This window comes from Pandoraea captiosa (assembly GCF_902459775.1).
Taxonomy (GTDB): domain Bacteria; phylum Pseudomonadota; class Gammaproteobacteria; order Burkholderiales; family Burkholderiaceae; genus Pandoraea; species Pandoraea captiosa.
Genome location: NZ_CABPSQ010000011.1, coordinates 18,654 through 33,399, shown reverse-complemented (window position 1 = coordinate 33,399; position 14,746 = coordinate 18,654). Strand labels below are relative to the sequence as shown.

Annotated in this window: 13 protein-coding genes; 4 read left to right on the top strand and 9 right to left on the bottom strand. The window is 64.6% G+C overall.

Features of this window, described 5'->3' with window-relative positions; all coding sequences use genetic code 11:
• Positions 1 to 512: 512 nt before the first annotated feature.
• The 3 genes from PCA31118_RS21595 to PCA31118_RS21585 all read right to left on the bottom strand — a co-directional run bounded on the left by PCA31118_RS21595 (position 513) and on the right by PCA31118_RS21585 (position 4,068).
• Complete coding sequence (locus PCA31118_RS21595) at positions 513 to 2,297, bottom strand: peptidoglycan D,D-transpeptidase FtsI family protein (RefSeq protein ID WP_150627061.1); 1,785 nt, start codon at positions 2,295 to 2,297, stop codon at positions 513 to 515.
• Between the two features lie 298 nt (positions 2,298 to 2,595).
• Entirely contained in the window at positions 2,596 to 3,411 is an 816-nt protein-coding gene (locus PCA31118_RS21590) for a DUF3047 domain-containing protein (protein WP_246190363.1), read from the bottom strand.
• Between the two features lie 30 nt (positions 3,412 to 3,441).
• Complete coding sequence (locus PCA31118_RS21585; RefSeq protein WP_150627060.1) at positions 3,442 to 4,068, bottom strand: LysE family translocator; 627 nt, start codon at positions 4,066 to 4,068, stop codon at positions 3,442 to 3,444.
• Positions 4,069 to 4,432: 364 nt separating this feature from the next.
• On the opposite strand from PCA31118_RS21585, the gene PCA31118_RS21580 reads away from it, so the two are divergent.
• A complete protein-coding gene (locus PCA31118_RS21580) occupies positions 4,433 to 5,815 on the top strand; it encodes a hypothetical protein (RefSeq protein ID WP_150627059.1) in 1,383 nt (460 codons plus the stop codon).
• A 12-nt stretch (positions 5,816 to 5,827) separates the two neighbouring features.
• Here the strand turns inward: PCA31118_RS21580 and PCA31118_RS21575 are convergent, their stop codons facing one another.
• Both PCA31118_RS21575 and PCA31118_RS21570 read right to left on the bottom strand, forming a co-directional pair.
• Positions 5,828 to 6,358, bottom strand: a complete 531-nt coding sequence (locus PCA31118_RS21575) for a chromate transporter (RefSeq protein WP_150627058.1) — start codon at positions 6,356 to 6,358, stop codon at positions 5,828 to 5,830.
• Positions 6,355 to 6,864: a chromate transporter gene (locus PCA31118_RS21570; RefSeq protein ID WP_246190373.1), complete on the bottom strand. Its 510-nt coding sequence runs from the start codon at positions 6,862 to 6,864 to the stop codon at positions 6,355 to 6,357. Before PCA31118_RS21570 ends, PCA31118_RS21575 begins: the two co-directional genes overlap by 4 nt.
• A gap of 455 nt (positions 6,865 to 7,319) precedes the next feature.
• Here PCA31118_RS21570 and PCA31118_RS21565 point away from each other — a divergent pair, with 455 nt between their 5' ends.
• Both PCA31118_RS21565 and PCA31118_RS21560 read left to right on the top strand, forming a co-directional pair.
• Positions 7,320 to 8,036, top strand: a complete 717-nt coding sequence (locus PCA31118_RS21565; RefSeq protein WP_150627056.1) for a hypothetical protein — start codon at positions 7,320 to 7,322, stop codon at positions 8,034 to 8,036.
• Between the two features lie 81 nt (positions 8,037 to 8,117).
• Positions 8,118 to 9,047, top strand: coding sequence for a LysR family transcriptional regulator (locus tag PCA31118_RS21560; RefSeq protein WP_150627055.1), 930 nt, complete (start codon positions 8,118 to 8,120; stop codon positions 9,045 to 9,047).
• Between the two features lie 75 nt (positions 9,048 to 9,122).
• Here PCA31118_RS21560 and PCA31118_RS21555 read toward each other — a convergent pair whose 3' ends face one another.
• Positions 9,123 to 9,722, bottom strand: a complete 600-nt coding sequence (locus tag PCA31118_RS21555) for a TlpA family protein disulfide reductase (RefSeq protein WP_150627155.1) — start codon at positions 9,720 to 9,722, stop codon at positions 9,123 to 9,125.
• Between the two features lie 78 nt (positions 9,723 to 9,800).
• The gene (locus tag PCA31118_RS21550) at positions 9,801 to 10,967 is read right to left on the bottom strand and encodes a transglutaminase-like domain-containing protein (RefSeq protein WP_150627054.1); all 1,167 of its coding nucleotides are present in this window, start codon (positions 10,965 to 10,967) and stop codon (positions 9,801 to 9,803) included.
• A gap of 261 nt (positions 10,968 to 11,228) precedes the next feature.
• Here PCA31118_RS21550 and selD point away from each other — a divergent pair, with 261 nt between their 5' ends.
• Positions 11,229 to 12,308: a selenide, water dikinase SelD gene (gene selD / locus PCA31118_RS21545; protein WP_150627053.1), complete on the top strand. Its 1,080-nt coding sequence runs from the start codon at positions 11,229 to 11,231 to the stop codon at positions 12,306 to 12,308.
• A 2-nt stretch (positions 12,309 to 12,310) separates the two neighbouring features.
• On the opposite strand, the gene PCA31118_RS21540 is transcribed toward selD, so the two are convergent.
• Together PCA31118_RS21540 and PCA31118_RS21535 are read right to left on the bottom strand one after the other, a co-directional pair.
• Complete coding sequence (locus tag PCA31118_RS21540; RefSeq protein ID WP_150627052.1) at positions 12,311 to 13,132, bottom strand: alpha/beta fold hydrolase; 822 nt, start codon at positions 13,130 to 13,132, stop codon at positions 12,311 to 12,313.
• 14 nt (positions 13,133 to 13,146) lie between these two features.
• On the bottom strand, positions 13,147 to 14,718 hold the full coding sequence (locus PCA31118_RS21535; protein ID WP_150627051.1) for a benzoate-CoA ligase family protein: 1,572 nt from the start codon (positions 14,716 to 14,718) through the stop codon (positions 13,147 to 13,149).
• Positions 14,719 to 14,746: the final 28 nt, after the last annotated feature.

The following is a 14,746-nucleotide window of genomic DNA, read 5'->3' as shown; positions in this document are numbered from 1 at the left end:
TTGGGCGAGTGAGAAAGGCGGCTTCGGGTTTCCGGGCCGCCTTTTTTTGTTGGCGTTTGTGCGGGGGCCGGTGTTGGGTGGTGCGGCTTTGCCGGTGCGGTATGCAAAAAGGGCAATTCGAATCATCGAATCGCCCTTTTTGCTCACGCCGCATCGCTACGTCGACACCGCCCGCTATTCAACTCCTTCCGCCCCCGCCGACCCCCATACCCGCGGCGCTTGCCGGTACCCTGACTCCGTTCCAACTTTAAAGTCACTCCGTCAGGGCACCGACAACCGCCGCTCATACATCCTGTAGCGTCATCGTCCACGTACTGGACAGTGGCGTCGGATCGTTCAGGGCGCAGTTGTAATGGACTTCACCGAGTCGCACCGATAGGTGTCGTCGCATCGCTAACGTGTGGGGATCGGGGTGGGGGTCGCCCGCGGTGCGACTTAACAGGCATTGGAGTGCCGCGGGCGGCCCCCACCCCGATCTACCGCTGACGCGGGAAGCGGGGGAGGCAAAAAAATCAACCGTGAGGCGCTTTATCGTCAGGCGGCGTGTCGGAAGTCGGCGCCGCCAGAATCACGCCGGGCCTTACCGGCAGATCCGGCCGAATCCCGAGCAACGGCAACGCTTGCGACGCGATTTCCGCAAACGCCGGACCGGCGGCCTGACCGCCGAAGTGCTGCGATGCCTTCGGCTCGTCCACGGACACGGCAATCACCAGACGCGGCGCCGACAACGGCGCAATCCCGACGAACGACGCGCGATATTTCGAGTGATCGTAGCCATGCGCACCAGCCTTGTAGGCCGTGCCGGTCTTGCCGCCGATGCTGTAACCGGCCACCTGCGCGGTCGTTGCGGTGCCGCCGGTATCCACCACGCTGGCCAGCATCTTGCGCATCTCTACGGCCGTGCGCGCATCGATCACGCGCACTCCCTCGGGTTGTGCCGGCGTGTCGGGCTTGATGATGGAGATGGGCACGAGCACGCCGTCGTTCGCGAAGATCGTGTAAGCGCGCGCCAGTTGGAATAGCGAGGCGGAAATCCCGTATCCGTAAGCCATGGTCGCCTGTTCGATCCGTCGCCACGATTTGTACGGACGGAGACGCCCCGACACCGCACCGGGAAAGCCCAGCTTCGGCTGTTGTCCCAGGCCGATCTCGGTGAACATGTCCCACATCTCTTCGGCGCGCAACATGGTCGACACTTTCGTCATGCCGATGTTGCTCGACTTCTGGATGACGCCCGCCGCAGTCAGCACGCCGTTGGCACTGTCGTCCGAGATCGTCGCACCTTCGAAGACATAACGGCCCGGACCGGTGTCGATGGTCGTGGTCGGCGTGAGGCGGTGCAGGTCGAGCGCCAGTGCCATCGTGAACGGCTTGAGAATCGAGCCCGGTTCGAACACGTCGGTGAACACCCGGTTGCGCAGTTGTTCGCCGGTGAGATGCTCCCGGTCGTTCGGATTGTAGGTCGGCAGATTCGCCAATGCCAGCACCTGACCGCTCTTCGCATCGATGACGACGGCCATCGCGGCCCTCGCGCCCGTGCGATCGAGCGCATTCTTCAGCGCTTCATAGGCGATGTACTGCACGCGCGTGTCGAGCGTCAGACGAATGTCCTTGCCGTCGCGCGGCGGGCTGGAGTCGTCCAGATCCTGAATCGTGCGACCGATCCGGTCCTTGATGACGCGACGCACACCGGCCGTCCCTTCAAGCAACGGCTCCTCGCCGAGCTCCATGCCTTCCTGACCTTTGTCCTCAACGTTAGTGAAGCCCACGACATGTGCCGCGACTTCGCCTTCGGGATAGAAACGCTTGTATTCGCTGCTTTCGTAGACGCCGGGAATGCCCAGCGCTTCGACCTGCTTGCCGATCTCCGGCGAGACCTGGCGCTTCACGTAGACGAACTTCTTCTCGCCGATGAGCTTCGTGCGCAATTCCTTTGTCGGAATGTCGAGCAGCTTGCTGGCTTTCTGGATGTCGCTGTCGGAGAGGTCGTCCGGTACCTCGGCAGGCACTGCCCAGATGGTGCGCATCGGCAGACTGGTGGCGAGTACGCGGCCATCGCGATCTTCGATCTTGCCGCGTACGCCCGGCATGACGATAGCGTGCTCGTAACGCTTTTCGCCCTGCGCGATGTAGAAGCCGTTACCCGGTCCGGCAATCCAGAACGCGCGCACCACCAGACCGATGAAGGCGAGGGTGATGACGATGACGACGAATTTGGATCGCCATAACGACATGCGCGATTGCAAAACAGGACTGGCGGCGAACGTAACGTCCTTGGGCTGGCGGTTCTTTTGCATGGCGCTCGCAGGGCGATGAAAGGCTGAAACGACGATGAAGTGCGATGAGCCCGTCTACCACTTATGGCTCAAATTCTAGGCGAGATAGCGTAGCACGCAAGCGAGCGTTGCAATAGCGCAAAAGCCCCGTCACACGGGGCTTTCGACGTTTTTTTCGAGGCTTGCTACACGACTTTTCGCAGGGGTGTCGGCTGATGAAACCGGAACCGGTTTCCTGCGTCGAATTTGCCGACCGATGTTGGCGGATGATGTTGGCGGATGACTTCGGCGAATGACGTTGGTCGATGACTTCCACGGATCATTTCGCCGGATCGAAGCGCAAGTCGCCGTACCAGGCGTGGGCGGTGGCGTGCGTGTTGTCGCTATCGGTAAATATGCCGAAGCCGAGCAGCTTGCCCGGTTTTTCCTTGTAGACGCGCTCGAAGTCGGCCGCGAGATTGCGCGAGAAGGTTTGCCATTTGCCCAGCGACGCGTCACCGCCGGCGACGACGAGCATCTGCACCCGGTCGGTGTGCGGGTTCTGAATGACGCCTCCGACCGGTGCATCGTTGGACCAGATGTACATCAGCGTGGCGTAGGGCAGATCTTCGCCGCCCGCCTTGGCGAGCGTCATGGCCGCGCGGTCGCCGAACGGCAGCGACGACTTGTCGCCGTCGAAGAAGAACACGACTCGCGCCGGTGCATCTTCCTTGTCGCTGGCCCGGTTGTCCGCGCCGGGAATCGCCGCGTCCACTTTCCAGCGCCACGCGACGACGGGCGTCGCACTCAGGTCGATGCCGTCACCCTTGGCTACAAGTGCCGATGCCGAGTCGGCCGAGTTCGCCTCGATGACGTTGCGCCTGCCATCGGCCACCACGGTGTAGACGGTGAGCTTCTTGCCGCTGACGACCGGCAGGTTCTGCCATCCCGTCGGCAAGGCACTGCCCGGTGGCGCTTTGGAAAACGCAATGGCTGCCGGGCCGGGCGGCGATGCGTCGGCGGCCATGGCGGGTGTCGCGTGTGCGCCGATGGTGGCGACGCATGCGATCAGGGTCGTGGCGGCCACGCTGCGAGGGCGCAAACGGGACAGACATTGAGAAAACGGTGAGCGAAGCGTCGGGACAATGCATGGCATGGCGAACGACTCCCACATTGAAAGGCGAACTCAGCGTTGCTGCATGGCGACCCGCAGCCCCAGACCGATGAAGATGGTGCCGATGATCTTGCCTTGCCTGCGCAGCAGCCACGTGAAGCGGCCCACGAATTTGCCCAGCGGGCGCACCGACAAGGCGATGGCTGCGGTGTACAGCGCACTCATCGCAACGAACACCATGCCCAGCACGAGGAACTGCAGGAAGGCGTTCCCTTCGCTCGCATGCACGAACTGCGGCATGAACGCGAGGAAGAAGAGGGCGGTCTTGGGATTGAGCACTTCCGTTGCCACGGCTTGCACGAAGGCTCGGCCCGGCGAGACCCGGGGCGGTGTCGGCAATTGCGGATCGGCCGGGCGCTCGCGCAGCGCCTTGATGCCGAGATAGATCAGGTAGGCCGCGCCGACGTATTTCACCACGTCGAACGCCAGCGCCGAGGTCATGAGCACGGCAGACAGTCCGACCGCCGCGAACAGCGTGTGCACGAGGTCGCCGAAGGCGATCCCCATGCCGGTCATGACGCCGGCGCGGCGTCCGCCCTGCACGGTGCGCGTGATGGTCAGCAGAACGGCAGGCCCCGGAATCAGAAAAAGTCCGAGTACGACAACGACAAACGTGGCAAGCGTGGCCAGGGTCGGCATGACGGCCTCCTCCAATAGGGACGAGCGAGTTTTCAGTGAGTCGGGACGATGCAATGCCGACATCATCCCAGATTCTGCGAGAGGCCGCCCGAAAGGGCCGGGAGCGAATCCTGAAGCCGGGCAGGCGCCGGTGGGGGACCATGCCCGCTCTTCCGGTCCGCGCTTTCTGTGCGCTTGCTTGCCGCTTCGTGCCTGCTTTCCGTCTGCTTTGGGTCAGCTTTCGCCTGCTTCGTGCGTTCCTCGTGTCTGCTCTCCTGCCCTCTTGCCCTCATGGCGGGCAGGACCCTGCGGATTGGCGTGGACTGACGTGGATTGGCGCGGATCGGCGTGGATCGACACCGCGACTCATCAAGGAGCCTGTCCCATGTCAATTGGGTCCGATGCACCCCGCACTTCCCACTCACTCTCGACCGGCACGCTGCCCGGTGCGAGCACGGTCTTTCATCTTGCGATGGACGCGATGCATTGCGTTTTCGATAGCTTTCGGGAGGACTTCACCGGCGCGCTCGCCTGCCTGCGCGAGAGCGGATTACGTCATCTGCTCGTCGATGCCTGGCATCAGACAGGCCGACGGGGCCGCCCACAGGCTCACGCGCAGCCCGGGGCGGGGGGCGTCTCGGATGTCACGACTGTCGCGGATGTCGGCTTCGCCTGTGCGCTGAGTGCGCTCACGCTCGGCGCGACATGCAGCTACCTCTGGCCGGAGCTCAGGGCGCTGGAGCGGGCAATCGGCAGCGGCGGCGAGGCGCAGCGCGCGTGGGCGGTGCAGACGGATTCGCAACTGCGTCGGCGCACGCTCGCGGACGTGACGGCGATGCGTCAGTGTCTTGCCGTGTTCGATGCGACCGCGCCTGCGGCCAACGCACGGCAGGACGGCGCCTCGCTGCCGCGTCGCGTGCTCGCGGAAATGCGTATCGCCGAAGCGCTGTTGCTGCACATTGCGGACGCGCCGCAACCCGATCTGGCACGAAGTGACCGCGTCTCGGGTCTTTGCCAGTTGATGGCCCACGGCCTCGGGTTCAAGCTGCCCAAGGCCATGCGCGACGCCTTGTTCATTACCGACGAACGCCTGTCATTGATTCGCGACGATAGTGCCTTCGCGTTGCTCAGGGATCGGCTCGAACCGGACTGGCGTCACGACGCGCCTGGCTCGCCGACGTTCACGGTCCATCCCATCGACGTGCAGGTGTTCGATCCTGCCGAGACCACCGACGACCTGTGCGCGAAGACGCGAAACGACCGCCGCTTGCTCACACATCCGACGGCGCTGAGACGCGTGCGTAACCGGCTCATGCAACTCTTCGCCGCCAGCGTTCGCGACGACTGTGGCGGCACCGGCGATTGGCGTGAACTCGCGCAACGCGCGATGACGGTGGCGGCTCACCAAGGCATGACATGTGGACAGGTGCTCGACGCGCTGGGCGTGGCCACGCGAGCGGGCATCAGCGCGCGCTACGCCTGGCGCTGGTCTGACGAGCCCGCACTGCAACCCGGCGAGACGATCCGTCCGACGATTCCGTTGGACGTGGCTCGCTGGATTGCCCGCGTGATGATCGTGGCGGGGAAGTTTAAGCCCAATGCCGCCAATGTGCCGTGTCCGGCCCGCCTCGTCGCACTGGTGCGTGGCGACACGCCGCCATCGCTGAAAATCGGTAGCCCCGACTGGGTGCGTCTGGTGGACGGCATCGACGCGATGGGCCGGGGACACTGGCAGGCGTCGTTTGCGCAGGCCTGTGAGCGGGGCTAAGCCTCCCCTGTCTTACAGATAAGGCCCACCGAGCAGCCCGGCCACGCTGCCGAGGGCGAGCCACCACAGCGGATGGACTTTCGTGCGAATGGCCAGCACGGCAACGCTGGCCGTAATGCCTGCGAGCAGCCACGAGGTGGCCGATGCCTGGGCGATCAGCGCTGCGCTCGCAGCCACCAGCCCGGCGGTCATCGGCATCAGGCCCGCCTGCACGATACGGCGCCACGGTCGGTCTCGGAAGCGTTCCCAAAGGTGCAGCACACCGGCCGTGATGAGCGACGACGGTCCGAACTTGGCGATCGACGTGACGAGCATGCCCTGCCAGCCGGCGACATGCCAGCCGACGAGCGTGACGATCATGAGGTTCGGACCGGGCGCCGCCTGTCCCAGCGCGAACAAGGCGCTGAATTCTTCGGAGGTCATCCAGTGGTGCAGATCGACGACCTGACGCTCCATCTCCGGCAGGATCGTGTTGCCGCCGCCAAAGGCAAGCACCGACAACTGCGTGAAGATGAGGGCGAGGGAGATGAGCGTGCCGGTCATTGCGAGACTCTCCAGGTGGCATAGATGGAGATCGGTGTCATCACCAGCATGGTGAGCACGAGCGGTACGCGCAGCACGGCAATCGCGATGAAGCATGCCACTGCCACGCCGCCGAGCGCCAGCGACTTGCGTAGCGGCCACGAAACCTTCCACGCCATCTGAATCAACAGACCGGCAGCGGCGGCCGCCAGACCGGCGAAAAGATGCTTCACATGCGGATCGTTCTGAAAGTGCTGATAAATCGTGCCGAGGACGATCACGACAGCGGACGGCGCAGCGATCAGCCCCAGGATCGAGGCCAGCGCACCGCGCCAGCCGTGAAACCGCATGCCGAGCGCGACCGACAGATTGATGATGTTGCCGCCCGGCAGAAATTGGCAGAGGCCGAGCAAGTCCGTGAACTCCGCAGGTGTGATCCACCGATGCTTCTCGACGATCATGCGTCGCGCCAGCGGCAACGCCCCGCCGAACGCGGTCATGCCCAGACCGAGAAAGCCGAGGAACATTTCGCGCACACTGGGCGCGCGTGAGAGGTGAGTGTCGTTGCCGGTTCGGGCGTGCGGCCCTTCCGGGGTCGGCGCGGGCTGGTCGGAGGATGCATCAGCCGCAGAGGCTGCAGATGTTGGTGTTGAAGAGGACATGAGGACTTCTTGGGTATGGCTGCCGATGGGGCACGTCGGGAACACGGTCAAATCGCTCAAACGGTTGGACTGCGCTCCGTTGCGCTGGACCCTTGCAGAGTAGTGCTGCTGCGCGATATTGTCCAATATATGAATGTCGATGAATCCATATCGGTTTGATATGGATTTGACGAGAGCTATTGGGGGGGCGAACGACGAGCAGAGCGCTGTAAAAAGAGCGCTGACCTGACAACATTGACAGGTGGCACGCGACAGATCGCTCGCTAGAGTGGGATCGGCACAACGATGCCGACAACGATCTGCTCTTCGAGGAGCGCACCATGAATCTGAAAACCCTTCAGCGGCGGTTCCCACGGATCCAGCCGATCCAGATCGAACCGGGCAACACGGAGTTGATTCACGACGACCGCCTGTTGAGCGAGTTTGTGTCGGCCGATATGTACGCGATTCAGCAGGGATCCTGGTCCGCTCAGATCTTGGGGGTCATGAACTGCGCAACGCCGTCGCAGATGCTTGCGTTGATCGATGACGTCATCGACAGCCATCCGGACTATACGGTGGGGAATAACTACGCGATCGTCGTTTCCTATGAACGCTTCCATATCGAGATTCCTTTCGGCCCCGACCTGGACGAATTGCGTGCGGGCCCGGGGGATTACGAGAACCTCGTGAATCTGTTGTGCCTCATCTATTACTACTTTCCACTCGACGCGAATTTCCATTTTCAGGGACTGGATCGACCTATCCTTGCGGACCAGCCGCAACACGCGCCAAGTTGGAGATTCCAACCCGTCGCGTCGACGAACAGGGAACAACTGATCACTGCTGTGAGAGGGCGACAATACATCCCGTTTCAACAGGGCGTCGGTATTTCGGCGCCGGGCAAGCTAATGAAGTTCTACACGAGCGGCGCGTCGCACTTTACGAACCATCCGGGGCTGGGGACCGTCCCCGGCGGCATGCGCTTCATCGACCTGCGTGCCTGGAACGGCGAGGATCACACATTCACCGAACAGGAACTCGGCACGATTGCCTGATTCGTCGCGCGAGCCCTTGCGGGTGGTTGGGGCGCGATATATGGTTCGATATCTTTGATGGAACATCGATATCGAACCAATATGGCAAACGTCGACGTACGCCTGCTCCGCTATTTCATTGCGGTGGCTGAAACCGGACACATGACGCGCGCGGCGGAGCGTCTGGGTATCGGGCAGCCGCCCCTCTCGCAGCAGATCCGGGTGCTGGAGACACAACTGGGCGTGACCTTGTTCGAGCGCCTGCCGCGTGGCATGGCGCTCACCGATGCCGGACAGGCCTTCCTCTCCGACGCCTACGAGGTCGTGCGCAAGCTCGATCAGGCGGTCGACGACGTGCGGCGCGTTGCCGCCGGCGTGAAGGGACGCCTCTCCGTCGGCTTTACCAGTTCGGCAGCGCTGCACCCGTTCGTGCCGACGGTGATTCGCGCGTTTCGCAGCGATGCACCGTCGGTCTCCCTCATGCTCGACGAATCCAGCACGGGCGAATTGCTCGACGGATTGCGCGACGGCCACATCGACGTCGCCTTCATTCGGCAACCGCAAGGCAATACCGGCGAGATCACCGTGGTGCAGGTGCTGGAGGAGCCGATGGTATTGGCGGTGCCCTCGGCGCATCCGCTCGCGCGCACCGGCCGCGGCGGGAAATCCGCCAAATCTGTCAACGCGGACGTGCCCATGACGGCAATCGCCTCGGAGAAGCTGATTCTCTATCGCCGTCGCGCCGGGCAGGGACTGTATGACGCCATCATCGCCGCGTGTCACGGCGCAGGCTTCAGTCCGGCGATCGAACAGGAGGCGCCGCGCCTGCTCACCACGCTCTCGCTCGTCGCCGCAGGGCTTGGCGTGTCGGTGGTGCCCGCCTCGCTCATGCGCATGCAGATCGAGGGCATCGTGTACCGACCGCTCACGCCGCCGCCCCGCGCGCCGCTATGCTGCGCCTATCGGGAAGGGGTGCTTGCCGGGCCGACCGCGCGCCTGCTCGAGCACGTTCGTACGGTCGCGGAGGCATAACGCGCCGTTAGCCATCCGCCATCAGCAGACGGCCAACAGCCGACAGCCAATCGCCAATGGCGTCGCAATAGCGCGTCAGGCCGCCGTGCCGCCTTTTTGCGTGAGCAACGCTTCGATGTGCCCGTGCAATCCCACGTCGGTCCATTCCAGTTCGCCCATGCGCCAGAAGCGTGCATTGCCTGCGCGGTCGACCAGATAAGTCGCGGGCAGGCCGAGCGAGCCGAAGCGCTTGTACACCGCGCCGTCCGCATCGAGCAGGACGGTGCCGTCGATAGGCAACTTGTCGACGAAGGGCTTCACGGTCGTGGCCGGTTCCTTGTAATTGACGGCCAGCAGCGTGAGGCCGCGCGCACGGTACTGACGCACGACCTCACCCATCGCAGGAATCTCGTTGCGACAGGGACCACACCACGTCGCCCAGAAATTGACGATGACCACGCGCCCGCGATACTGCGACAAGGCATGGGTCTTGCCGTCGAGCCCTTCGAGGGAGAAGGCAGGCGTGGCCCCCCGCCATGCCGCCAGCGTGCCGCCGGAGGTGCCGGCGAGGGCGCTGTCGTCGACTTCCGTCGCGCCCTTCACCGGTCCGGCGGCGAACGCCGGGGTGCCGGTCCCGCCCAGTGTCGACGCCGCGCCGAGCGCACCGAGCGTATGAAGAAATTGACGGCGTTGCATGGCAAGGCTTCCTCGTGGGTGGGGCGGTGACGAACAGGCTACCGCTCAGGTCGTACTCAGGTGCTACTCAGATGCTATTCACGCCGTGATCTCCCGAGCGTTCATGCGATAGCGGAAGGTGTCGGGATTGAGGCTGTCGAGCCGGGCATTTGCCACTTCGCCGTTCGGGTACATGAGGAACGGTACGGCGCGCGTCTGCGTACCTTGCGCGCCCGGCAACGGAATGTCGGCGCCGTGATTGAACGCAACCCAGTTCATTTCCCACTGACCGAACAGCATGGCGCGCGCCGCACGAACGCGCAGATCGTCGAGCGGCAGGCCGCCCGGGACCTCTTCGAGCACGACCTTGCGCACGTCCGCCGGATCGACCGGCACCCAGCCGTAGCCGGCGGCATAGAACTCGGCGCGACAATGCTGGGCGCGCGTCACGTCGCCTGCCTTGCCGAGGCTGTTGAAGCCGTGACGCGACGTTGCGACACGCACGCCGTAGGCATCGCGTGCGGGAATGCCGACCGAGCGCGCCAACGCGGTAAAGAGCGCATTGATATCGGCACACTTGCCCGCGAGGTCTCCCGTGGTGAGCATGTAGCGCACGTCGCCCGTGCCGCAGCCGCGCACCGACCCTTCGCGGCGACAGTTCTCCACGATCCATTGATAAATGGCGCGGGCTTTGTCGACGTCGCCTTTTTCGCCACGCGTGATTTTCTCGGCGGTGTCACGCACCAGACCGTCGGTCGGCTGCAACTCGGTCGGCTGGAGATACTGACGCAGCACCGCTGGCGACTCGTGCGCTGCCTCGGCCGACGGCGGCTGGGACAGATCGACACGCCGGTCGCGCGTGGCAAACGTGTTCGTCAGCGTGACGGTGCGCGCGCCATGCGCCGCGCCCTCCGGCCACGCCACAGCCAGCATCGGCACGCCGATGCCCGACGCACCGCGGACCATGCGCAGCTCGGCCCTGGCGCCCGGCGCTTCCCAGTGGGTGCCCAGCGCGGTCTGATAGGCGCCGGACGGCGTCATTGCCACGGGCAGCCAGACATTCGCGGGCCCGTTGCCGGCCGGCAGATCGACCTGTGTCGTCAACTCGAAAGTACGCCAGCCGTCGGCGGGATTGGGTGCGGCGACGCCTGCGGCACTCGATGCCGCGCGTGCGGCACCCGGCAGCAGCGAAGTGGAAAGCACGGAGGCGGGCAGGGCGCAAGCGCCCAGAGAAGCGCCCAAAGACAGGAAGCGGCGGCGTTGCATGGTGTGGTCCCCTTAGGCTTCAGCGCTCACGGCGCATATTGGTTAGAGGGTAAAACAAGGTGGAACGAGATGTCGTGAAACGACGTCCCCGAATGCAGGGACGATGTGAAACGGTAGCATGAGCGCATCGTCTGCCGTTTTGAGATTCCGAGACGTCGCGATTTCGGGACATGGCAGGCATGGCGACACATCGCAAGACATGGCGATGCGCCAAAGCTGCTTCATAATACGTCGACTTCAAGAAAACGAACACTCACGATCATGACCGCAAACGATGCAACTCAATCGGGCGCTGCCCCGGAAGTGCCGCGTCTGACTTCGCTCGCGCACGGCGGCGGCTGTGGCTGCAAGATCGCGCCGGGCGTGCTGTCCGAATTGCTTGCCCGCAACGACACGCCATTGCCCGCGCCCGCTGCGCTGCTGGTGGGCACCGAGACCGCCGACGACGCGGCGGTCTATCAGCTCAACGACGAGCAGGCGATCATTGCCACGACCGACTTTTTCATGCCGATCGTCGACGACCCGTTCGACTTTGGCCGCATTGCCGCGACCAACGCGCTGTCCGACATCTATGCGATGGGCGGCAAGCCGATCTTCGCGCTCGCCATCGTCGGCATGCCGATCAACGTGCTGCCCCGCGAGACGATCCGCGACATCCTGCGCGGCGGCGAGTCGATTTGCGCGGAGGCGGGCATCCCCATTGCGGGCGGTCACAGCATCGATTCCGTCGAGCCGATCTACGGTCTGGCCGCGCTGGGCGTGGTGCATCCGAAACGTCTCAAGCGCAACGCCGACGCGCAGGCAGGCGACGTGCTCGTCCTGGGCAAGCCGCTCGGCGTCGGTGTGATGTCGGCCGCGCTCAAGAAGCACCAGCTCGACGAGGAGGGCTATCGCCGCATGATCGATGCGACGACGCGCCTCAATCGCGTCGGCCCGGCGCTCGCCGCGCTGCCGGGCGTGCATGCGCTCACCGACGTGACCGGCTTCGGCCTGCTCGGCCACACGCTGGAGATGTGTCGAGGTGCGAACCTGGCGGCCTATTTGCGCATGTCCGACGTGCCGCTGTTCGACGGGGTGCGCGAACTGGCGGACAAGGGGTACATCACCGGCGCGTCCGGTCGCAACTGGGCGTCCTATGGGGCGTCGGTGGAACTGGGCGAGCGTCTGACGACGCGCGATCGCGATTTGCTGTGCGATCCGCAGACGGCCGGTGGCTTGCTGGTGTCGTGCGCACCGGGCGCTGTCGACGACGTGCTCGCCGTTTTCCGTGCCGACGGTTTCATCGAAGCGGCCATCGTCGGCGCCATGCGTCCCGGCTCGCCGGGGGTGCGCGTCATCTGAGCTCAGGCGGCTTGACGCGAGGTGTGCGCACCGATGAACGCGACGATGGCTTGCCCGAGCGGGCCGGGCGCGTCGCGATGCGGCGAGTGACCGCAATCGGGCAGCTTCACCACGCTCGCGTGCGGCACGTGCGCAGCAATGCTGTCCATCTGCGCCATCGTGCCGTACTCGTCGTCCTCGCCCTGAATCGCGAGCAGCGGCTTTGAGATGGTGGCCACGGCGTCCACCAGATTCCACTCGCGAAACGCCGGGTTCAGCCAGATATCGTTCCACCCCCAGAAAGCGGAATCGACGTCGTCGTGATAACGGCCGAGCTTGCTGCGCAAATCCGTCGTCTCGTAGACGGTCTTCGTTTTGGCGATGCTCTCGACCGATACGTCCTCGACGAACAGATGCGGCGCGAGCACGACCGCCCCCGCGAGCCGGTCGGGGAAGGCGGCGGAGAACAGCAGCGAGATCGAGCCGCCGTCGCTGTGCCCCACGAGCCACATGCGATCCGCCTCGTGCGGCCCTACCCCCACCGCATCGAGAAACGCCGGCAGCACTTCGCGCGCCTGACGGTGCATGAAGTCAACGGGCCAGGCTTCGTCGTGCGGGCGCGGGGTCGAGCGGCCATATCCGTTGCGTGAGTACACGAGACCGCGATAGCCGCCCGCGTCGCACAACTGCTGCGGCCAGTCCTTCCACATGGCAACGGAGCCCAGCCCCTCATGCAGGAAGACCAGCAGCGGCGCGTGCGTGCGCTCGCGGTTGAGCCATCGATACTCCAGCGAGAGCGCGCCATGCGAGGGCGTCTCGATCCGGGCGAACTGTACGTCCGACATTCTGTGGGTGTCTCCTAAAGCATTTCACGTAGCTTGAAGCGTTGCACCTTGCCGGTGGCCGTCTTCGGCAGGTCGTCGACGAACACCAGCTCGCGCGGATATTTGTGTGGCGCCAGACGTGCCTTGACGAAGGCCTTCAACTCGGTGGCCATTGCGTCGGTGGCAGCGAGCCCCGGCTTGAGGACGACGAACGCCTGCGTCTTGGTCAGGCCGTTGTCGTCGCGTCCCACGACACCCGCCTCCAGCACGGCGTCGTGCTGCATCAGCACCATCTCCACTTCGATGGGCGAGACGTACTGGCCGCTGACCTTGAGCATATCGTCACTGCGTCCGGCATAGACGTAATACCCATTGGGCAGGCGCTGGTACTTGTCGCCGCTCTTGAGCCAGTCGCCAAGGAATGTCGAGCGAGACTTCTCGCGATTGCACCAGTACATGAGCGCCGCGCTCGGCCCCTTGATGTACAGGTCACCGATCTCGCCATCGGGCACCGGCTGACCGTGCTCGTCGCGCAGTTCCACCGCGTAGCCGGGTACCGGCTCGCCTGTCGTGCCATAGGCCACGCGGCCCGCGCGATTCGACAGGAAGATGTGCAGCATTTCGGTCGAGCCGATGCCGTCGAGAATCTCCGCGCCGAAGTGCGCGGTGAAACGCTCGCCGATCTCGCGCGGCAGCGCTTCGCCGGCGGACGTGCACAGACGGAGCGCCACGTCCTCGCGCGCGGGCAGATGCGGCGAGGCGAGCAGCGTGGCGTAGAGCGTGGGAACACCGTAGAAGATCGTGGGGCGATGTTGGCGCAGACGCTGCGCCACAGCCTCGGCCGTGGGGCGCTCGGCCATCAGCACGACGCTCGCACCGACCGACAGTGGGAACGTCAGCCCATTGCCCAGCCCGTAGGCGAAAAAGAGCTTGGCGGCAGAGAAGACGATGTCGTCCTCGCGAACGCCCAGTACGTGGCGTCCGTAGGTCTGCGCCGTCCAGTACAGATTCGCATGTGTGTGGACAGTGCCCTTGGGCTTGCCGGTCGAGCCGGAGGAATACAGCCAGAAGGCGATGTCGTCGGCCGCCGTATCGGCGGGCAGGGCGCTGGGCGGGCCGTCGACGAGTGCATCGAACGTGGGCAATGCGCTCGCCCCGTCGGTTTGCGCCGCAATCGGTTGCGAGACGATGCAGGGGGGCGGCGTAGTCGTCTCGCCGACCTTGTCGAGCGCGGCCTGGACCGTCGGCATCAGCGCGCCGGAGGCGATCACGAGCTGCGCCTTGCTGTGCGCGATCATGTACGCATAGTCGTCGGCGGTGAGCAGCGTGTTGACGACCACCGGCACCACGCCCGCGTAGAGAGCGCCGAGGAACGCGACCGGCAGGTCGACGGTGTCGAGCATGACGAGCAGAATGCGCTCCTCGCGATGCACGCCCGCGCGCACGAGGCCTGTGGCGAAGCGTCGGCTTTGCTCGGCCAGTTCGCCATACGTGAGGGTTCGCGTGTCGTCGAGATATGCAGTCTTGGCAGCGCGCTCGCGGTTGAGCGCCTCCAGGTGCGCGGCGAAGTTGAAATTCGCCGGCGGTGGGGTGAGTACGGCTTCCATGTTGCCTCCGGTGGATCACCACGCGGCC

Bases quoted from the DNA above. Each gene is read 5' to 3' on its own strand.
- PCA31118_RS21570 (WP_246190373.1), bottom strand. From the start codon at position 6,864: ATGTTCCTCGGCTTTCTCGGTCTGGGCATGACCGCGTTCGGCGGGGCG.
- PCA31118_RS21590 (WP_246190363.1), bottom strand. From the start codon at position 3,411: ATGCCATGCATTGTCCCGACGCTTCGCTCACCGTTTTCTCAATGTCTG.
- PCA31118_RS21580 (WP_150627059.1), top strand. From the start codon at position 4,433: ATGTCAATTGGGTCCGATGCACCCCGCACTTCCCACTCACTCTCGACC.
- PCA31118_RS21550 (WP_150627054.1), bottom strand. From the start codon at position 10,967: ATGCAACGCCGCCGCTTCCTGTCTTTGGGCGCTTCTCTGGGCGCTTGC.
- PCA31118_RS21585 (WP_150627060.1), bottom strand. From the start codon at position 4,068: ATGCCGACCCTGGCCACGCTTGCCACGTTTGTCGTTGTCGTACTCGGA.
- PCA31118_RS21565 (WP_150627056.1), top strand. From the start codon at position 7,320: ATGAATCTGAAAACCCTTCAGCGGCGGTTCCCACGGATCCAGCCGATC.
- PCA31118_RS21595 (WP_150627061.1), bottom strand. From the start codon at position 2,297: ATGCAAAAGAACCGCCAGCCCAAGGACGTTACGTTCGCCGCCAGTCCT.
- PCA31118_RS21540 (WP_150627052.1), bottom strand. From the start codon at position 13,132: ATGTCGGACGTACAGTTCGCCCGGATCGAGACGCCCTCGCATGGCGCG.
- selD (WP_150627053.1), top strand. From the start codon at position 11,229: ATGACCGCAAACGATGCAACTCAATCGGGCGCTGCCCCGGAAGTGCCG.
- PCA31118_RS21555 (WP_150627155.1), bottom strand. From the start codon at position 9,722: ATGCAACGCCGTCAATTTCTTCATACGCTCGGTGCGCTCGGCGCGGCG.
- PCA31118_RS21535 (WP_150627051.1), bottom strand. From the start codon at position 14,718: ATGGAAGCCGTACTCACCCCACCGCCGGCGAATTTCAACTTCGCCGCG.
- PCA31118_RS21575 (WP_150627058.1), bottom strand. From the start codon at position 6,358: ATGACCGGCACGCTCATCTCCCTCGCCCTCATCTTCACGCAGTTGTCG.
- PCA31118_RS21560 (WP_150627055.1), top strand. From the start codon at position 8,118: ATGGCAAACGTCGACGTACGCCTGCTCCGCTATTTCATTGCGGTGGCT.